This window comes from Vibrio pomeroyi (assembly GCF_024347595.1).
In the GTDB taxonomy this organism is placed as follows: Bacteria; Pseudomonadota; Gammaproteobacteria; order Enterobacterales; family Vibrionaceae; genus Vibrio; species Vibrio pomeroyi.
Genome location: NZ_AP025506.1, coordinates 2,498,572 through 2,515,166 on the forward strand (window position 1 = coordinate 2,498,572; position 16,595 = coordinate 2,515,166).

Consider the following 16,595-nt stretch of genomic DNA (forward strand, 5'->3'; position numbering starts at 1 on the left):
TCATCAACGAGGTAATTTTTTTACTTTGCGAAGTAATTGTGAAGTCACTTGGTATATCGCCGTGACCAGTATCACGTATATACATGAATCTTTGTGTATCGAGTCAAATAGTTCGAGGAAAATTAACACCCACATCGATAAATCGAGACTTAATTTTCATAAAAAAACATCGCGCTTGAGTACTAAGTACAATAAATATCAGTAAATACAGAAATATCTTCCTAGCTCCCAATAAATTATCAATTAATGCATATACTTAATTCAGTCTTGTAAAAGATTACTTGGTCTCACTCTAGGAGTATTCATGACAGCCGAATTAAGAAAAACGAAAATCGTCACAACGTTAGGCCCTTCAACAGATAAAGGTAACGTGCTTGAAGAAATCATCAAAGCCGGTGCCAATATCGTCCGTATGAACTTTTCTCACGGCAGCAGCGACGACCACATCCAACGCGCAGAAAAAGTCAGAGCGATAGCAAAAAGACTCGGCACTCAAATCGCCATTCTCGGAGACTTGCAAGGTCCCAAGATTCGTGTGTCGACATTCAAAGATGGCAAGATCCAACTTGCCGTGGGCGACCTGTTCACTCTCGATAGCAGCCTAGGTTTAGGCGAAGGCAACCAAGAAGCCGTTGGCCTTGATTATAAAGAACTGCCTAACGACGTATCCGCCGGCGATATCCTGTTGCTTGACGATGGTCGTGTTCAACTCAAAGTAACCAAAGTGGAAGGCTGTCGCGTTCATACCGAAGTGATTATTGGCGGCCCTCTCTCGAACAACAAAGGCATCAACAAAAAAGGGGGCGGCCTTTCTGCTGAAGCACTGACCGACAAAGACAAGCGAGACATCGTCACCGCCGCTCAAATTCAAGTCGATTACCTGGCAGTCTCGTTCCCACGTAATGGCGAAGACATGCACTACGCTCGCCAATTAGCACGAGAAGCAGGGTTAGAAGCTCACTTAGTTGCTAAAGTCGAGCGAGCAGAGACCGTTGCGACCGTAGAGAACATGGATGACATCATAATGGCCTCAGATGTGGTCATGGTGGCCCGTGGTGACCTTGGAGTGGAAATAGGCGACCCAGAGTTGGTCGGGGTACAAAAACAGCTTATACGCCGTGCTAGAGCGCTTAACCGAACAGTGATCACTGCAACTCAAATGATGGAGTCGATGATCTCCGCGCCAATGCCAACCCGTGCCGAAGTGATGGACGTTGCTAACGCGGTATTAGATGGTACCGATGCCGTGATGCTTTCAGGTGAAACCGCTGCGGGTGCTTACCCAGTCGAGACCGTGAAATCCATGGCCGAAGTGTGTATCGGTGCTGAAAAGATGGCGGGTATTAACCAATCGAATTACCGTATTGACCGTACCTTTGTGACGGCAGAAGAGACCGTTTCGATGGCGACCATCTACTCTGCCAACCACATGGAAGGCATCAAGGGCGTGGTCACGCTTACCGAGTCAGGGCGCACAGCCTTGATGATGTCGCGACTCAGTGCCGACATGCCTATCTACGCGCTGTCTCGTAACGAAGGAACGCTAAATCGCTGTACTTTGTACCGAGGCGTGACACCTATCTACTTCGAAACTGAAGCCGAAGACAGCTTCGATATAGCACTGTCGACTCTTGCTTGTCTGAAAGAGGCGGGACACTTGAAGTTTGGCGACTTAGTGATCGTCACTCAAGGCGATATTATGGACGTCGCGGGCTCAACCAACTGTATGCGAATCTTACCGGTCACCTGACTCTGAACACTAAGAGCTTGTATAAATAATTAGCTAGCAAGTACAAAAAAAAGGGTTATCGAACCAAGTTCAATACCCCTTTTTCTTTTTGAATAGAGTGAGCTAACCACACATTGATTTGCCCACTTAACATATCATTTATCCGCGGCACTGGTTGCCAACTTTGGTATGTGTGAATTACGAGCATTCTCTGTTGAGGTATAGGTTTCGACAAATCGATAACCTGCTTCTAGCCCCAGGTCGTAATCATGCAACAAGTCTTCTTTATCACTCATTAATGAACTCGACTTTAGTGGTTTACTAGGTGCTATCTGCACAACAAACGCATCGTCCGGAGGAGAGTTTAAAAAGTCCTGAGTTAAGGAGTAAGTTTGATAGTGCACCATCAACATGTCTGCCAAGCCTGAATCAAATTTATCACCGATTAGATGACTTAAGCGGTAGATATCATCAGCGCCAAACAACCATCGCCCACCGTTGAGCAGGTCCAAGTGTCCACGATCGCGCTTCTGCTCTTTAGAGCGAAGAATTTGTTGTTGGAAGAAAGAAGTCCAATCGGTTTTCCATTGTTCCACTTTCTGTTGCCAGTGATCTTGAACACTGTCGAAAGACTCTCTGAACCATTCCAGCTCTTCCGTAGATATAGGCTTAGGCGCTTTCACTGCGGTGCCGCGACTAGGAGCTTCAACCAAGAGTTCACCTCCCTCCTCGACTACAGGTTCAGTACGAATCACAACAATAGAACGAGCTTGTCTACGCCAAGCTTCTTGAACTGGGATACAAGCAGACACACCACCGTCAACATAAGCACTGTCGCCAATGAAGATCTCATCATTGTACAAACGAGGAATCGCACAGGTGGCGATCATCACCTTGTACCAATCTTCTCCCAATAACGGGAAGTAGTGATCGCGTAGATCTTTAGAGTCTGTCACTGCCGCGTAGAAATGTCGGTCGCCTAAGGTTTGTCGCCCTAAATCAAGATCCAGCTTATAGGGGTAAGCCATGATTTGTTCTAAAGCCCACTCTAATCCCAGATTCTTCCTGTGTCGTATATAGGAGAAGATATTGAAGAATTCTGGTGAGGTGGTGAGGTCGAGCACGAAAGAGCGGCCAAGGCCTTTATCGCGGCAAAGATACGCACACAGGTTAAGGGCACCTGCAGAGGTACCAAAAAATTCATCGAAGGGGTCAAAATTAGAAAGAAGAAAAGCATCCAGCACACCTGAAGTAAAAATACTTCTCTGTCCGCCACCTTGAGCGACCAGTGCTGTTTTTCCAGCAATAAACTTAGCGTAGTAATCCAAGTCTATTGCTGTATCAATATTGGTTACAAGCCCACTATTCATTAGTCCCTGAGTATCAAAACTCAGCCTCGCAATAGATGGTATTAACTACCAATCGCAATAAAGCCAAATGAAAGAATGATCATGTAAATAAACACGGTAATTTGTAGGGCATTTTTCAGATTATGGTCCATAGACACCTCTGGCTTATTATTAATTTGTCGAGTCTCTATTTAAGTACTATCAGGTGTGTGAAGTATCTTCAAGAATCGTCGAAATTAGTCGCACAATATTGATGTAACCATCACAATTAGTAAGTGTATGGATAAGGATATACTCATGAATAACAAAGCAAATATGATAGCGCTTATCGCGCTTTTCTCTGTATCGATCGTGTATGCTTCGCCGGAGATCATCATTACCCCAATGGTAGGTTATACCGGCGGTGGTAGTGTCGAAGACCAGGATGGCAAAACCTACGACATGAAAGCGTCTGAAAACTACACCTTTGCCATTGAAACACCACTTGATAAAGGTCGCATCGGCTTTTTCTATTCTAACCAGAGCTCTGAGCTAGAAACGCTCAATCTAAGCTCCTCAATCCAATACCTGCACTTGCAAAGCAGCATCTACTACCCGGCTTCGCCTGTGTTATCCGGATACCTTGGATTAGGTCTTGGTGCTTCTTACGTGGATGTTGACTGGGCGAAAGATAAGTATGGCTTTTCGACTTCTATCTTTGGCGGCTTGGAATACAAATTCAGCGACCGTTTAGCACTCAACACACAAATACGTTGGTTGGGTACGGTTGTTGATAACGACACATCTGGTGTATGTAACATCCCTAGCACAGGTCAAGACTGTATTATCCGCTTTGATACTGATTGGATGAATCAATTCCAAGCCAATGTCGGACTGAGTTTTACGTTCTAATTACTGTAGCTGATAATACGAAAAAGCCAGCGAGATGCTGGCTTTTTCATTATAAAAACGGTGTAAGTTCATTTTAGAACTTATAAGTCACACCCAGTGCACCACCGACTTGCAGCTCAACGCCTTTGTACATGTCTAGCTCAGGGTGAACTTGTGCGTAAGCATTCCAGCCTTCGTAGAAATTCACTTTCACGCCTAATGGCAAACGCAAGCCAAAATCGTCATTCCATTCAGCCCAAGCACCCGCGCCGACGTACCAGCTCAACGGAGCTTCAGTCTCGAACTGACCTCGCTTCCAGATGTAATCAAATGCAGCGCCGTCATTACCAATGGTGACACGGTATTTCTGGTCAAACTCAACAACGGCACTCAGATCTTGGTCAACGGCTAGACCAACTTCTAACGCAGGAGCTTCAGAAGCGTGAGCTAACGAGGCAAGGCTGCCGCACATAAGGCCAATCAAGTAACGATGTTTCATAATATTCTCAGAATGTGTTTAAAAACGGTAGATTACTTAAATCACAACGGATGTTGTCATCATAAAGTTAAAGATAAGAGGTACCCAAAGCGGGGAATAGAGCATCAGAACATCGAGTTGTTCGATAACCGATTGAGTGGAAAAGAATAAGTGCAGGAAGGACTGTCATAAGGCAGAAAACAAAAAAGGAGGCCTCTCGGCCTCCTTTCAATTTATTGAATCAGTGAATTAACCGTTGTTACGGATCCACTCATCCATGTCTGTCTTAAGGTTGTCAGACTTAGTACCGAAGATAGCTTGAACGCCACCAGCAACTACAACAACACCTGCTGCGCCTAGTTTCTTCAGTTTGTCTTGGTCAACAACTGCTGTATCAGCAACTGCAACACGTAGACGAGTAATACAAGCGTCAAGACCAGTGATGTTCGCTTTGCCACCGAATGCAGCAACTAGCTCACCAGCAAGTTCAGAACCAGTCGCAACTGACTCTTCTTCAGTCTCGTCTTCACGGCCTGGAGTTTTAAGGTCTAGAGCTTTAATCACAGTGCGGAATACGATGTAGTAAATTGCAGCGTAAGCAATACCACATACAACCATTAGGCCCATCTTAGACGCGTTACCAGATAGAACTAGGAAGTCGATTAGACCGTGTGAGAAAGATGTACCGTGTACAAAACCTAGAGTGTTCGCAAGAACGTAAGCAGAACCAGCTAGTAGAGCGTGGATTGCGTACAGTACAGGAGCAACGAATAGGAATGAGAATTCGATTGGTTCAGTGATACCCGTTAGGAATGAAGTTAACGCAGCAGAAGCCATGATACCCATTACTTTAGCGCGGTTTTCAGGCTTAGCTGAGTGTGCAATAGCGATTGCAGCAGCAGGTAGACCGAACATCTTGAACATGTAACCACCAGCTAGCTGACCGAAGCCATTGCCCGCTGCACGAGATGCGTCATCAGCAACTAGGTAACAAGTAAGAACACCGTTTTGAGTTTCGCCAGCAGCGTTTACACAAGTACCAGCTTCAAAGAAGAAAGGTACGTTCCAAACGTGGTGAAGACCAAATGGAATCAGAGAACGCTCAACGATACCGTAGATACCAAACGCCACTTGTGGGTTTTGGTGAGCAGCCCAATCAGAGAACGCAGAGATTGCGCCGCCAACTGGTGGCCATACGATAGATAGTAGGATTGCTAGACCAATCGCAGAGAAACCTGTGATGATTGGCACAGCACGCTTACCAGCGAAGAAGCCAAGGTACTCTGGTAGTTGAATACGGAAGAAACGGTTGAATGCCCAAGCAGCAACACCACCGACTAGGATACCACCTAGTACGCCAGTATCGATTTTATCAACGCCCATTACACCAGCCATTACGCCAAGTGTAGCAGTCATGATGCCGTAACCAACGATTGCAGCTAGACCAGCTACACCATCGTTGTTAGTAAAGCCAAGTGCAACACCTACTGCGAACAGTAGTGCCATTTGACCGAATACTGAACCACCAGCTTGTTCCATTAAGTTTGAAACGATTTCTGGAATGAAAGGAAGATCTGCTGCACCGACACCTAGCAAAATACCCGCAACTGGTAAAACTGATACTGGAAGCATCAGAGACTTACCAACTTTCTGCAGGCTAGCAAAAAGGTTCTTAAACATGTTTATGCTCCTGATAAAGATAAAATAATTATATGGGTACTAACGGCACACCCCCGTAGCCTATATGTTAGCACCCTGCGAAAATGTAACCATGTATTGCATTATATTTTCTGCCGCTAAATATATATTGATGGGGAACTAACTTTCTAGTCACTTACGAAATTTAGTTTCAAAACACGTCTTGGATCACATGTCAAATCTAGAAATGCAATGCTTTACAAGAGTTTAATTAGTTGAAATATATGGTTATTTTTCAAGAACGCTATTATTTTACTGGGTAAATAAAATAGGAGGGAATGTTATTTTTAGTAACAAAATTACAAATGTTATAATTAGCGCTCTCAAGTTCAACATAATTCGTAAACATTAAAAAAAAACGCATTTTTGGTGATCAAAAACACAAAAAGGGAGCTTTCGCTCCCTTTTATTTGTTTACTTAGTTTTTTATCGCAAAAAAAGTTTTTGATAGTTTTTGGTCGTTTGTTCAGCAACCTCTTTCATCGATACACCTTTCAACTGCGCAATATAGGCCGCCACTTCCACGACATATGCAGGTTGATTCTGCTTCCCACGATATGGGATTGGCGCCAAGTATGGAGAATCTGTCTCGATCAGCAACCTGTCTAGCGGTAGGTTCTTAACAACTTCTTTAAGTTCTGTTGCCTGCTTAAAGGTCACAATGCCTGAAATTGAGATATAGAAACCTAATTCCATTGCCGCTTCAGCGAACGCTTGATCTTCGGTAAAGCAGTGAATCACACCACCACACTTCTCAGCACCACCATCACGCAGAATCGCGAGAGTGTCTTCACGTGAGTTACGTGTATGGATGATCAAAGGCTTGTTCAGCTCTACGGCCAACGCGACATGTTGCTTGAATCGCAGTTGTTGCAATTCCGCCGTCTCTGGTTGGTAATGGTAATCTAAGCCTGTCTCACCAATCGCAACAACTTTTGGGTTGCTCGCGTATTCACGCATTCTCTCTAAGCAAAAATCACTCTCTACATCGAGAGGATGAACGCCACAAGAGGCTTTAACGTTATCAAACGGCGAGATCATCTCGAGCATATTTTCAAACGAGTCAAGTGTCACACCTACAGAAAGTAGTTGGTCAACATTCGCTGCTTTCGCCTTGTTCACAACGTCTTCTACGCTGGTGTGTAAATCTTGGTAATCCAGTTTGTCTAAATGACAGTGGGAATCTACGAACATGTTTCCTCGCAAGTGGCTATCAGCCAATTCATTATGAGTAGCTCCGTATTGAGCCCAGGGTGTTGCTTTAACTGCTCAATCAATATGAGCAGCTTATTCGATGCTGCATAAGCACTTTGATAAGACATCACTTCAACCAGTGCTTTCGCGCTGGGAGTGATCGCCTGATTCGCCAAGCCAAAATGCAGCTTCTGTACGTCAGACAATAAGTGCCATAGCCAACCCAATTGAATCAAAGGGTCTTTGCTAAGCTCTGTCGAGAATTTTAGCATGTCAGGTTGAGTGCCCTTGATGACATTAACAAAGCCATCGAGCACTTTGGTAGAAGCCTCTACGCCGCCCTGCTCAAACATCGCTTTTGCTTTTAAAGGCGCGTTGTCATTAAGCGCTAAAATATATTGTGGAACAGCCTTACCAACTTCACCATCTAACCAAGCCGACCCTGCCTCCAACTGTGGGCTTACCACATTAAATTGTTGGCAACGGCTAATGATAGTCGGCATCAAACGGTTACTGTTACGAGTAGAAAGAATGAAGATACACTTGCTTGATGGCTCTTCCAGCGTTTTCAGCAACGCGTTAGAGGCCGACTCATTCATTGCCTCTGCCGGATTAAGCAAGATAACGCGTAAGCCACCCAATTGAGATGACTCTTGAGCCCAGCGGTTACTGGCACGCACTTGATCAACGGTGATCGACTTACCTTCTTTCTCTGGCGAGATAACGTGAAAATCAGGATGACTGCCCGACTTCATTAATTCACAGCTATGACAAAACCCGCACGACTCACTTTCGTAGTTAGTGCACATTAATGCTGCGGTAAGTTGATCAATCAACGCATCAACACCAAGCCCTTCCGGCGCATTAACAATCACCGAATTAGGAAAACGCTCAGCATCGAGACTTTTTTTCCACTCATTCCATACGGGAGTGAGCCAAGAATACACTTCAGCCATGACTACCTACTGTTTGTCGAGCCAAACACCAAGCGCTTGCTTAATATCCGCAGCCACTTGATCTATCTCTTGTTGCGCATTAATCACAAGCACCGTGTCGTCTTGTGCGGCAATCTCTAGGTAACGCTCACGTGTACGATCGAAAAATGAGATATCCATCTTTTCGATTCTATCTAGCTCACCACGACCTCTAGCACGTTCCAGCCCTACTCTAGGGTCTAAGTCCAAGTATAGGGTTAGATCTGGCTTAAAATCGCCTAGCGTGGTTGCTTTCAATGATTCCATCGTTGTGCGTGCGATCTGACGACCACCACCTTGATAAGCCTGAGAAGACATATCATGGCGATCACCCAATACCCACTTACCACTGTCTAGTGCAGGCTTGATAACGTTTTCTACTAATTGAACGCGTGCAGCGTACATCAGCAGTAACTCAGTCATGTCTTGAAGCTTTTCGCCTTCGTGCTCTTCTTTAACCAGTGAACGCATCTTTTCTGCCAACACGGTACCGCCCGGTTCACGAGTGTTGACGAGTTCTTCTACACCAGATGCTTTCAATGTTTCTACGATAGCATTGATTGCAGTGCTTTTGCCCGCGCCTTCAAGGCCTTCAACCACGATAAATTTCGACTGATTCATAATTCTTTCTTTATTTGTTTTTTCTTAATTGCTTTAAGTAAGCTCGTACTGCACGGTTGTGCTCAGCCAAACTCTTTGAAAATACGTGACCGCCTGTTCCGCTCGCAACAAAATACAGGTAGTTGCTGTTCTCTGGATTCAGAGCCGCATTAATTGACGCTCGACCCGCCATAGCAATCGGCGTTGGTGGCAAACCGCTCATTGTGTATGTGTTGTACGGTGTTGGCGTGCGCAGATCTTTCTTACGGATATTACCTTTGTAGCTGTCGCCCATGCCATAGATAACCGTTGGATCAGTTTGCAAACGCATACGCTTGTTCAAACGGTTAACGAATACAGAAGACACACGCTCGCGCTCTGAAGCAACGGCGGTTTCTTTCTCAATGATAGACGCAAGAATCAGAGCTTCATAAGGTGACTTAAGAGGCAGTTTATCCGCTCTGTTTTCCCATTCATCGTTCACAACGTTCATTAGGTCACGATGGGCGCGTTTCAACAAATCTAAATCGGTTGTGCCGTAGGTGTAGTGATAGGTTTCCGCTAAGAAAAGACCTTCTAGCTTCTCATTTTCGATGCCCAGCTTTTCAGCGATCTCTTTTTCAGATACACCATCTAACGTCTGTTGAATGAATTCGTTGTCTTTTAGCTGCACTAGCCATTCATCAAAGCGACTGCCTTCAACGAAAGTAATTGTGAATTGGTGCTCTTTACCCTCAACCAGTACTTGTAGTGCCTGCTCTAGAGTCAACCCCGGCTCTAGCAGGAATGTACCTGCTTTTACGTCAACCAGCTCAGGATGCAACTTACGGATTAATTTCTCATAAGGAGAAGCCTCAAATAGCCCCTCATTTATCAACTGTGCCAGAACACGATTAAAGCTGCTACCTGAAGCAACGGTTACGACCTGTGGTTTTTCCAATTGGATGACTTGTTTCAGGTTATCTTGCGCTTGGTTGTAAACATAGAACCCAGCAGCGCCCGCTGCGATTAGGCACAAGATAAGAAAAATAAATAACTTTTTGATCACGAGTTTAGTTGTCCTTGAAGGCTACGAGTAACGGTTCCAATGTTAAATTGGGTTTCACTAATACGGGTAACTGGGGCAACCCCTAAAATGGAGTTGGTCATGAAAACCTCATCAGCTTGCATGAGTTGAGATAAGCAGTAGTCACTAATAGTAACGGAAAGTTCAGCTTGATTCAGCGCGGTTAACACTTGCTTACGCATAACCCCTGCGACGCCACTCTGCGTCAGTTGAGGTGTGTAGATGGTGTCCCCTTTTCTCCAAAACAGATTAGCCATAGTGGTTTCAATGACATTACCTGAAATATCAAGCACCACACCATCGACTTCATTGGCCTGATCCATTTCATCTTTCATCAAGATTTGCTCAAGGCGATTGTTGTGCTTATGCCCTGCAAGCAATGGGCTCAAACCTAAAGCTTGTTGGCAGATACCGAGTTCAACACCAGAATCTTGAAACGCTGAATAATGGCTTGGGAAATCAAACGTACTGATAGTGATCGTGGGTTTAGCGATATTCTTGGTGCTATAACCTCTGCCACCAGAACCGCGACTAACGTGCAGCTTTATTCCTGCTTTTTCATCATGAGGCTTGTTTGCCTCATAGCGATTCTCTGAACCATCAAGGCTCTTTGTCCCATGAAGCGCGTTGTTTTGGATATGTTGAAGCGCACAATCGAGCCAAACATTAACCACATCCCAATCAAGAGCAGAAATGCGTAACGCTTTCAGGCATTCATCGACACGACGCTGATGATCGTGAAAATGTTGAATCTGGCCACCTTGAACAAGCATGGTGGTAAAACAGCCATCTCCGTACTGAAACGAGCGGTCCAAGATATCGACAGTTTGCTGTCTTTCTCCATCAACCCAAAACATGTTTTTCCCCATAAAAAGAAACGGCTCAATGCTAAAGCATCAAGCCGTTTAAAAACAAGTCTAATTGTGACTATCTACGAGTGTTTACGTCTTTAATAAGATGATTAAATCTTTTTGAAGATCAAACAGCCGTTTGTACCACCGAAACCGAATGAGTTACATGCAGCATATTCCATGTTGCTAACTTCACGCGCAGTGTGAGGTACTAAGTCAATATCTAAGCCTTCTTCAGGATCATCTAGGTTGATTGTTGGTGGAACAATTTGGTCAACCAGAGACATAGCCGTGATGATAGCTTCAGCAGAACCGGCAGCACCTAGAAGGTGACCAGTCATCGATTTCGTAGAAGAAACCAATACTTGCTTGCTGCCTGCTTCGCCAAGAGCACGCTTAATGCCCTTAACTTCCGCTACGTCACCCGCAGGAGTCGATGTACCGTGTGCGTTAACATAACCGATTTGTTCACCAGTAATGCCAGCATCACGCATAGCCGCTTCCATCGCTAGTGCACCACCAGAGCCATCTTCACTTGGAGATGTCATGTGGTAAGCGTCACCCGACATACCGAAGCCAACTAGCTCACAGTAAATCTTAGCGCCACGAGCTTTCGCATGTTCGTACTCTTCAAGAACCATCATGCCTGCACCGTCACCAAGAACGAAGCCGTCACGGCCTTTGTCCCATGGACGAGAAGCTTTTTGAGGCTCATCGTTACGAGTAGACAGTGCTTTAGCCGCACCAAAACCGCCCATACCTAGTGGTGTAGATGCTTTTTCAGCACCACCCGCTAGCATTGCGTCAGCATCGCCGTATGCAATCATACGTGCCGCGTGACCAATGTTATGTAGGCCAGTCGTACATGCAGTAGAGATCGCGATGTTTGGACCGCGTAGGCCGCGCATGATAGACATGTGACCAGCAATCATATTCACGATCGTCGACGGTACGAAGAACGGGCTGATCTTACGAGGGCCTTTTTCAGTTAGAGCTTGGTGACCTGCTTCGATCAAACCAAGACCACCAATACCAGAACCGATTGCAACACCCACACGTGGAGCGTTTTCTTCAGTAATAGTTAGGGCTGAATCATCTAAAGCTTGAATACCTGCTGCGACGCCGTACTGGATGAACAAGTCCATCTTACGAGCATCTTTTTTAGACATATACTCTTCGCAGTTAAAGTCTTTAACTAGACCTGCAAAACGAGTTGAGAAATTGGTTGCATCAAAGTGCTCGATATTAACGATACCACTTTGACCAGCTAGCAGGGCTTTCCAAGAAGATTCTACAGTGTTGCCTACCGGTGACAACATACCCATGCCAGTGACAACTACACGACGCTTGGACACGATTTTACACTCCGGAGATTGAGGTGATTTAAGATGAGGATAGATGAGTTAGATAAAACACAGGCGGTCGAGGTGACCGCCTGGGAGAGATTATTACTGAGCGCTAGTTACGTAATCGATAGCTGCTTGAACAGTAGTAATTTTCTCAGCTTCTTCATCTGGGATTTCAGTGTCGAATTCTTCTTCTAGAGCCATTACTAGCTCAACTGTGTCTAGAGAATCTGCACCTAGGTCATCAACGAAAGAAGCTTCGTTTTTAACTTCAGCTTCGTCTACACCTAGCTGTTCAACAATGATTTTCTTTACGCGTTCTTCGAGGTTGCTCATTTTTTCTTTTCCTTTACAGAGTTCGCTTTATGCGATGTTTTCCGTAGTTTATTCAATCTATTGAAAGTTGCAAGGTCAACTTTTCTGGTCAAACCACAATTTTCACGATTTTAACCGAAATTACGTATGATCTTGACTTAAATCATGCACAAATGTTGCACATAATTTACACCATGTACATACCGCCATTGACGTGAAGTGTTTCACCTGTGATATAAGCTGCCGCAGGTGACGCCAAAAATACCACAGCTTCAGCGATTTCGCGAGGGTCACCTAGTCGACCTGCTGGTACATTCGCCAAAGTTGCTGCACGTTGGTCATCATTTAGCGCTTTAGTCATATCAGTTTCGATGAAACCTGGAGCAACAGTGTTCACTGTAACGCCACGAGATGCAACTTCACGAGCCATTGATTTAGTAAAGCCAATTACACCAGCTTTAGCAGCTGCGTAGTTAGCTTGACCAGCGTTACCCATAGTACCTACTACAGAACCAACGTTTACAATACGACCTTGACGCTTCTTCATCATGCCACGCAATACAGCTTTAGACATGCGGAAGATAGGCGTTAGGTTAGTATCGATGATGTCATTCCATTCGTCGTCTTTCATACGCATAAGAAGGTTATCACGAGTGATACCTGCGTTGTTAACTAGAATATCAATCGCACCGAACTCATCGTTGATGGTTTTCAGTGTAGCTGCAATTGAGTCAACATCCGTTACGTTAAGAGCAAGACCTTTACCGTTCTCACCAAGGTACTCGCTGATTGCAGCAGCGCCGCCTTCAGAAGTAGCAGTACCGATAACTTTAGCACCACGCTCAACTAAAAGTTCAGCGATTGCACGACCAATGCCACGGCTTGCGCCTGTAACGAGTGCAACTTTGCCTTCTAAATTCATCATAACTTCTCTATTAAGTGGTTATTTACTTAGCAGCTTCTAGTGATGCAGTGTCATTAACTGCAGCAGCTGTCATAGTTTTTACGATTCGTTTTGTTAGACCAGTAAGAACCTTACCTGGACCTAATTCTAATAGCTTCTCAACGCCTTGCTCGTTCATTGCTTGTACGCCTTCAGTCCAACGAACTGGGCTATATAGCTGACGAACAAGTGCGTCTTTGATTTTTGCAGGGTCTGTTTCAGCAATAACATCAACGTTATTGATAACAGGCAGTGCTGGCGTGTTGAACTCTAGAGCTTCTAGAGCCACCGCTAGCTTGTCTGCTGCAGGCTTCATCAGTGCACAGTGAGATGGCACAGAAACAGGTAAAGGAAGTGCACGCTTAGCACCTGCTTCTTTACATAGTGCACCAGCACGTTCAACTGCTGCTTTGTTACCTGCAATAACAACTTGGCCTGGAGAGTTAAAGTTAACTGGAGACACAACTTCGTCTTGCGCAGCTTCTTCACACGCTTTAGCAATCGCTTCATCATCTAGACCGATGATTGCGTACATTGCACCAACACCCGCTGGCACTGCTTCTTGCATCAGTTGACCACGTAGTTCAACCAGCTTGATCGCTTCTTTAAAGTCGATAACGCCAGCACATACGAGTGCAGAGTATTCGCCTAGGCTGTGACCTGCTAGGTTTACAGGTTGCTCTAGGCCAAGCTCTTGCCATACACGCCAAATTGCAACAGACGCTGTTAAGAGAGCCGGTTGAGTGCGGAAAGTTTCATTTAGATTTTCTACTGGACCATCTTGAACCAATGCCCATAGATCGTAACCAAGTGCTTCTGAAGCTTCAGCAAATGTTTGTTTAACAACATCATACTGTTCGCCTAGGTCAGCAAGCATACCGATAGCTTGAGAGCCTTGGCCTGGGAATACGATAGCAAACTTGCTCATTGTAATTATCCTTTAAGCAAAGCAAAAAATTGAATAAGGCACATAAGTTATGTGCCTTGTTTGTTGATTATCGCTTGAGGTTAGAATTTAACTAACGCAGAACCCCAAGTGAAGCCGCCACCAAAGGCTTCAAGAAGAAGCGTTTGACCACGTTTAATTCGCCCGTCGCGAACAGCCTCATCGAGTGCTGTTGGTACGGTAGCTGCTGACGTATTGCCGTGCTTATCAAGGGTAATCACCACCTGATCAAGCGACATTGTCAGCTTTTTAGCCGTTGCCGAGATAATACGGTAGTTCGCTTGGTGTGGAACTAACCAATCAAGCTCTGACTTGTCCATATTATTCGCAGCTAATGTGTCTTTAACTAGCTTAGAAAGCTGAGTTACCGCCACTTTAAATACTTCGTTGCCCGCCATGTGCAGCCATTTGTCTGCATCACCACCGCGCTCTGGTACTTCTAGGCTTAGAAGCTCACCGTATTTACCATCAGAGTAAATATGAGTAGACAAAATACCTGGCTCTTCGCTTGCGCCTACAACCACCGCGCCTGCTGCATCACCAAATAGGATGATAGTAGAGCGGTCAGTCGGATCACAGGTTTTTGACAGTGCGTCCGCACCAATTACCAAAACGTTCTTACACATGCCAGTCTTGATGTGTTGATCAGCAACAGACAGTGCGTAAACAAAACCAGAACACGCTGCAGCCAAATCAAACGCAGGGCAGCCTTTAATACCAAGCTTACCTTGTACCTGACATGCCGAAGACGGGAATGTGTGGCTACTGCTGGTTGTCGCAACGATGATTAAATCAATATCTTCTTTGTCGATACCTGCCATCTCAATGGCATTCTCAGCAGCGTAAAACGCCATATCAGCAACGGTTTCGTTTTCCGCTGAAATACGACGCTCTTTAATACCTGTTCTAGCAACAATCCACTCATCGCTAGTCTCTACCATTTTCTCTAAGTCTGCGTTTGTACGCACCTGAGATGGCAAGTAGCTGCCAGTACCTAAAATTTTGCTATACATGAAGACTAATAATGCCTCTCGAGTAAAACCGCTTCCAAACGATCGCTAATGCGGCTGGGGACTTGTCGTTTGACCTCGTGTACTGCTTCACCAATCGCGTTGACGACTGCAGACACATCAGCACTTCCATGACTTTTAATGACAATGCCGCGCAATCCTAACAAACTTGCGCCGTTATACTGGTCGGGGTTCAAGGTTTTTAATTCAGTAAATAGCTCAGAAAACAACATTCTGGCTATCCAACCCTTTATTGTTGAAGCCATCATGCGCGTTTTTAGCTTATCAATAAAGAGCTGAGCTGTACCTTCGCACGTTTTTAAGCAGACATTGCCCACAAAACCATCACATACGACGACATCAGCAGCATCTTGAAGTAATTGATTACCTTCAATATAGCCTATGAAGTTCACAGACTGAGTATTCGACAACATTTCAGCGCATCGTTTTACAAGGTCATTGCCTTTGATTTCTTCTGCACCGATATTCAATATAGCGACACGTGGAGCGCGACCTAAATGTTGTTCCGCTAATGCACTGCCCATCACGGCAAACTGAAAGAGTGAATCCGCGTCACTAGAAACGTTCGCCCCTAAATCAAGCATCCATGTGCGATTCCCTGATGCGGTAGGCAAAGCTGAAACCAATGCAGGCCTATCAATACCAGGAAGGAGTTTAAGTCGGAAACGAGACAAAGCCATCAGTGCGCCAGTGTTACCACCACTCACACAAGCATCAGCCTGTGATTCGGCAACCAGATCGATAGCGGCACGCATAGAACTGCCCTGACTATTACGTAAGGCTAGTGAAGGTTTTTCAGAATTGGAAATCACTCGATCACAATGCTGGATGCTCAAACGAGAATCAGGCATTCGACCTAATGAAGATAATTGAGATGTGATCGCGTTTCGATCACCTATGAGAATGACTTTTAGCTCTGGGAAATACGACAGTGCCTGCACGGCGGCAGGCACTGTTACACGAGGACCGAAGTCCCCGCCCATTGCATCAAGCGCAACGGTTAGATTTTGCAAAGGTCAACCTTACTTGTTGATAACCTTTTTGCCGCGGTAGAAACCTTCGGCAGTCACGTTGTGACGTAGGTGAGTTTCACCTGAAGTTGCGTCTACAGAAAGTGCAGCTGTAGTTAGTGCATCGTGTGAACGACGCATGCCACGCATTGAACGTGATTTCTTGCTCTTTTGTACGGCCATTGACCCTACTCC

The 16,595-nt window shown here is 45.2% G+C and carries 18 protein-coding genes; 2 read left to right on the forward strand and 16 right to left on the reverse strand.

Annotation, left to right across the window (positions count from 1 at the left end; translation table 11 throughout):
* Positions 1-304: 304 nt before the first annotated feature.
* Complete coding sequence (gene pyk / locus OCV12_RS10880; protein WP_017632358.1) at positions 305-1,750, forward strand: pyruvate kinase; 1,446 nt, start codon at positions 305-307, stop codon at positions 1,748-1,750.
* A gap of 134 nt (positions 1,751-1,884) precedes the next feature.
* On the opposite strand, the gene OCV12_RS10885 is transcribed toward pyk, so the two are convergent.
* Complete coding sequence (locus OCV12_RS10885) at positions 1,885-3,099, reverse strand: patatin-like phospholipase family protein (protein WP_261884652.1); 1,215 nt, start codon at positions 3,097-3,099, stop codon at positions 1,885-1,887.
* Between the two features lie 41 nt (positions 3,100-3,140).
* Positions 3,141-3,230, reverse strand: coding sequence for a cytochrome bd-I oxidase subunit CydH (gene cydH / locus OCV12_RS10890; RefSeq protein ID WP_100214626.1), 90 nt, complete (start codon positions 3,228-3,230; stop codon positions 3,141-3,143).
* A 145-nt stretch (positions 3,231-3,375) separates the two neighbouring features.
* Between cydH and OCV12_RS10895 the strand changes: the two genes are divergently transcribed.
* The gene (locus tag OCV12_RS10895) at positions 3,376-3,969 is read left to right on the forward strand and encodes a porin family protein (protein WP_261884653.1); all 594 of its coding nucleotides are present in this window, start codon (positions 3,376-3,378) and stop codon (positions 3,967-3,969) included.
* A gap of 73 nt (positions 3,970-4,042) precedes the next feature.
* Here the strand turns inward: OCV12_RS10895 and OCV12_RS10900 are convergent, their stop codons facing one another.
* The 14 genes from OCV12_RS10900 to rpmF form a co-directional block, all read right to left on the reverse strand.
* On the reverse strand, positions 4,043-4,447 hold the full coding sequence (locus tag OCV12_RS10900) for a hypothetical protein (RefSeq protein WP_132761978.1): 405 nt from the start codon (positions 4,445-4,447) through the stop codon (positions 4,043-4,045).
* Positions 4,448-4,675: 228 nt separating this feature from the next.
* Positions 4,676-6,106, reverse strand: a complete 1,431-nt coding sequence (gene ptsG, locus OCV12_RS10905) for a PTS glucose transporter subunit IIBC (RefSeq protein ID WP_017630544.1) — start codon at positions 6,104-6,106, stop codon at positions 4,676-4,678.
* Between the two features lie 444 nt (positions 6,107-6,550).
* Complete coding sequence (locus tag OCV12_RS10910; protein WP_261884654.1) at positions 6,551-7,318, reverse strand: TatD family hydrolase; 768 nt, start codon at positions 7,316-7,318, stop codon at positions 6,551-6,553.
* Complete coding sequence (locus OCV12_RS10915; RefSeq protein ID WP_261884655.1) at positions 7,309-8,274, reverse strand: DNA polymerase III subunit delta'; 966 nt, start codon at positions 8,272-8,274, stop codon at positions 7,309-7,311. Before OCV12_RS10915 ends, OCV12_RS10910 begins: the two co-directional genes overlap by 10 nt.
* A 6-nt stretch (positions 8,275-8,280) precedes the next feature.
* On the reverse strand, positions 8,281-8,913 hold the full coding sequence (gene tmk / locus OCV12_RS10920; protein ID WP_261884656.1) for a dTMP kinase: 633 nt from the start codon (positions 8,911-8,913) through the stop codon (positions 8,281-8,283).
* A gap of 10 nt (positions 8,914-8,923) precedes the next feature.
* The gene (mltG, locus tag OCV12_RS10925) at positions 8,924-9,940 is read right to left on the reverse strand and encodes an endolytic transglycosylase MltG (protein ID WP_132743046.1); all 1,017 of its coding nucleotides are present in this window, start codon (positions 9,938-9,940) and stop codon (positions 8,924-8,926) included.
* Positions 9,937-10,815 (reverse strand): aminodeoxychorismate lyase, encoded by an 879-nt coding sequence (gene pabC / locus OCV12_RS10930; protein ID WP_261884657.1) that lies wholly within the window; start codon positions 10,813-10,815, stop codon positions 9,937-9,939. The genes mltG and pabC overlap by 4 nt, the downstream gene beginning before the upstream one ends.
* A 104-nt stretch (positions 10,816-10,919) precedes the next feature.
* Positions 10,920-12,164 carry a beta-ketoacyl-ACP synthase II gene (fabF, locus tag OCV12_RS10935; protein ID WP_017630538.1) on the reverse strand — a complete coding sequence of 415 codons (1,245 nt, stop codon included), beginning with the start codon at positions 12,162-12,164 and terminating at the stop codon, positions 10,920-10,922.
* 93 nt (positions 12,165-12,257) lie between these two features.
* Entirely contained in the window at positions 12,258-12,491 is a 234-nt protein-coding gene (gene acpP / locus OCV12_RS10940; RefSeq protein ID WP_004737381.1) for an acyl carrier protein, read from the reverse strand.
* A 166-nt stretch (positions 12,492-12,657) separates the two neighbouring features.
* The gene (gene fabG / locus OCV12_RS10945) at positions 12,658-13,392 is read right to left on the reverse strand and encodes a 3-oxoacyl-ACP reductase FabG (protein ID WP_026084209.1); all 735 of its coding nucleotides are present in this window, start codon (positions 13,390-13,392) and stop codon (positions 12,658-12,660) included.
* A gap of 25 nt (positions 13,393-13,417) precedes the next feature.
* Positions 13,418-14,341 carry an ACP S-malonyltransferase gene (gene fabD / locus OCV12_RS10950; protein ID WP_017630537.1) on the reverse strand — a complete coding sequence of 308 codons (924 nt, stop codon included), beginning with the start codon at positions 14,339-14,341 and terminating at the stop codon, positions 13,418-13,420.
* 80 nt (positions 14,342-14,421) lie between these two features.
* Positions 14,422-15,372 carry a beta-ketoacyl-ACP synthase III gene (locus tag OCV12_RS10955; RefSeq protein ID WP_010437276.1) on the reverse strand — a complete coding sequence of 317 codons (951 nt, stop codon included), beginning with the start codon at positions 15,370-15,372 and terminating at the stop codon, positions 14,422-14,424.
* 5 nt (positions 15,373-15,377) lie between these two features.
* A complete protein-coding gene (plsX, locus tag OCV12_RS10960) occupies positions 15,378-16,403 on the reverse strand; it encodes a phosphate acyltransferase PlsX (protein ID WP_017062152.1) in 1,026 nt (341 codons plus the stop codon).
* Positions 16,404-16,412: 9 nt separating this feature from the next.
* Positions 16,413-16,583 (reverse strand): 50S ribosomal protein L32, encoded by a 171-nt coding sequence (rpmF, locus tag OCV12_RS10965; protein ID WP_004737376.1) that lies wholly within the window; start codon positions 16,581-16,583, stop codon positions 16,413-16,415.
* Between the last annotated feature and the right edge of the window lie 12 nt (positions 16,584-16,595).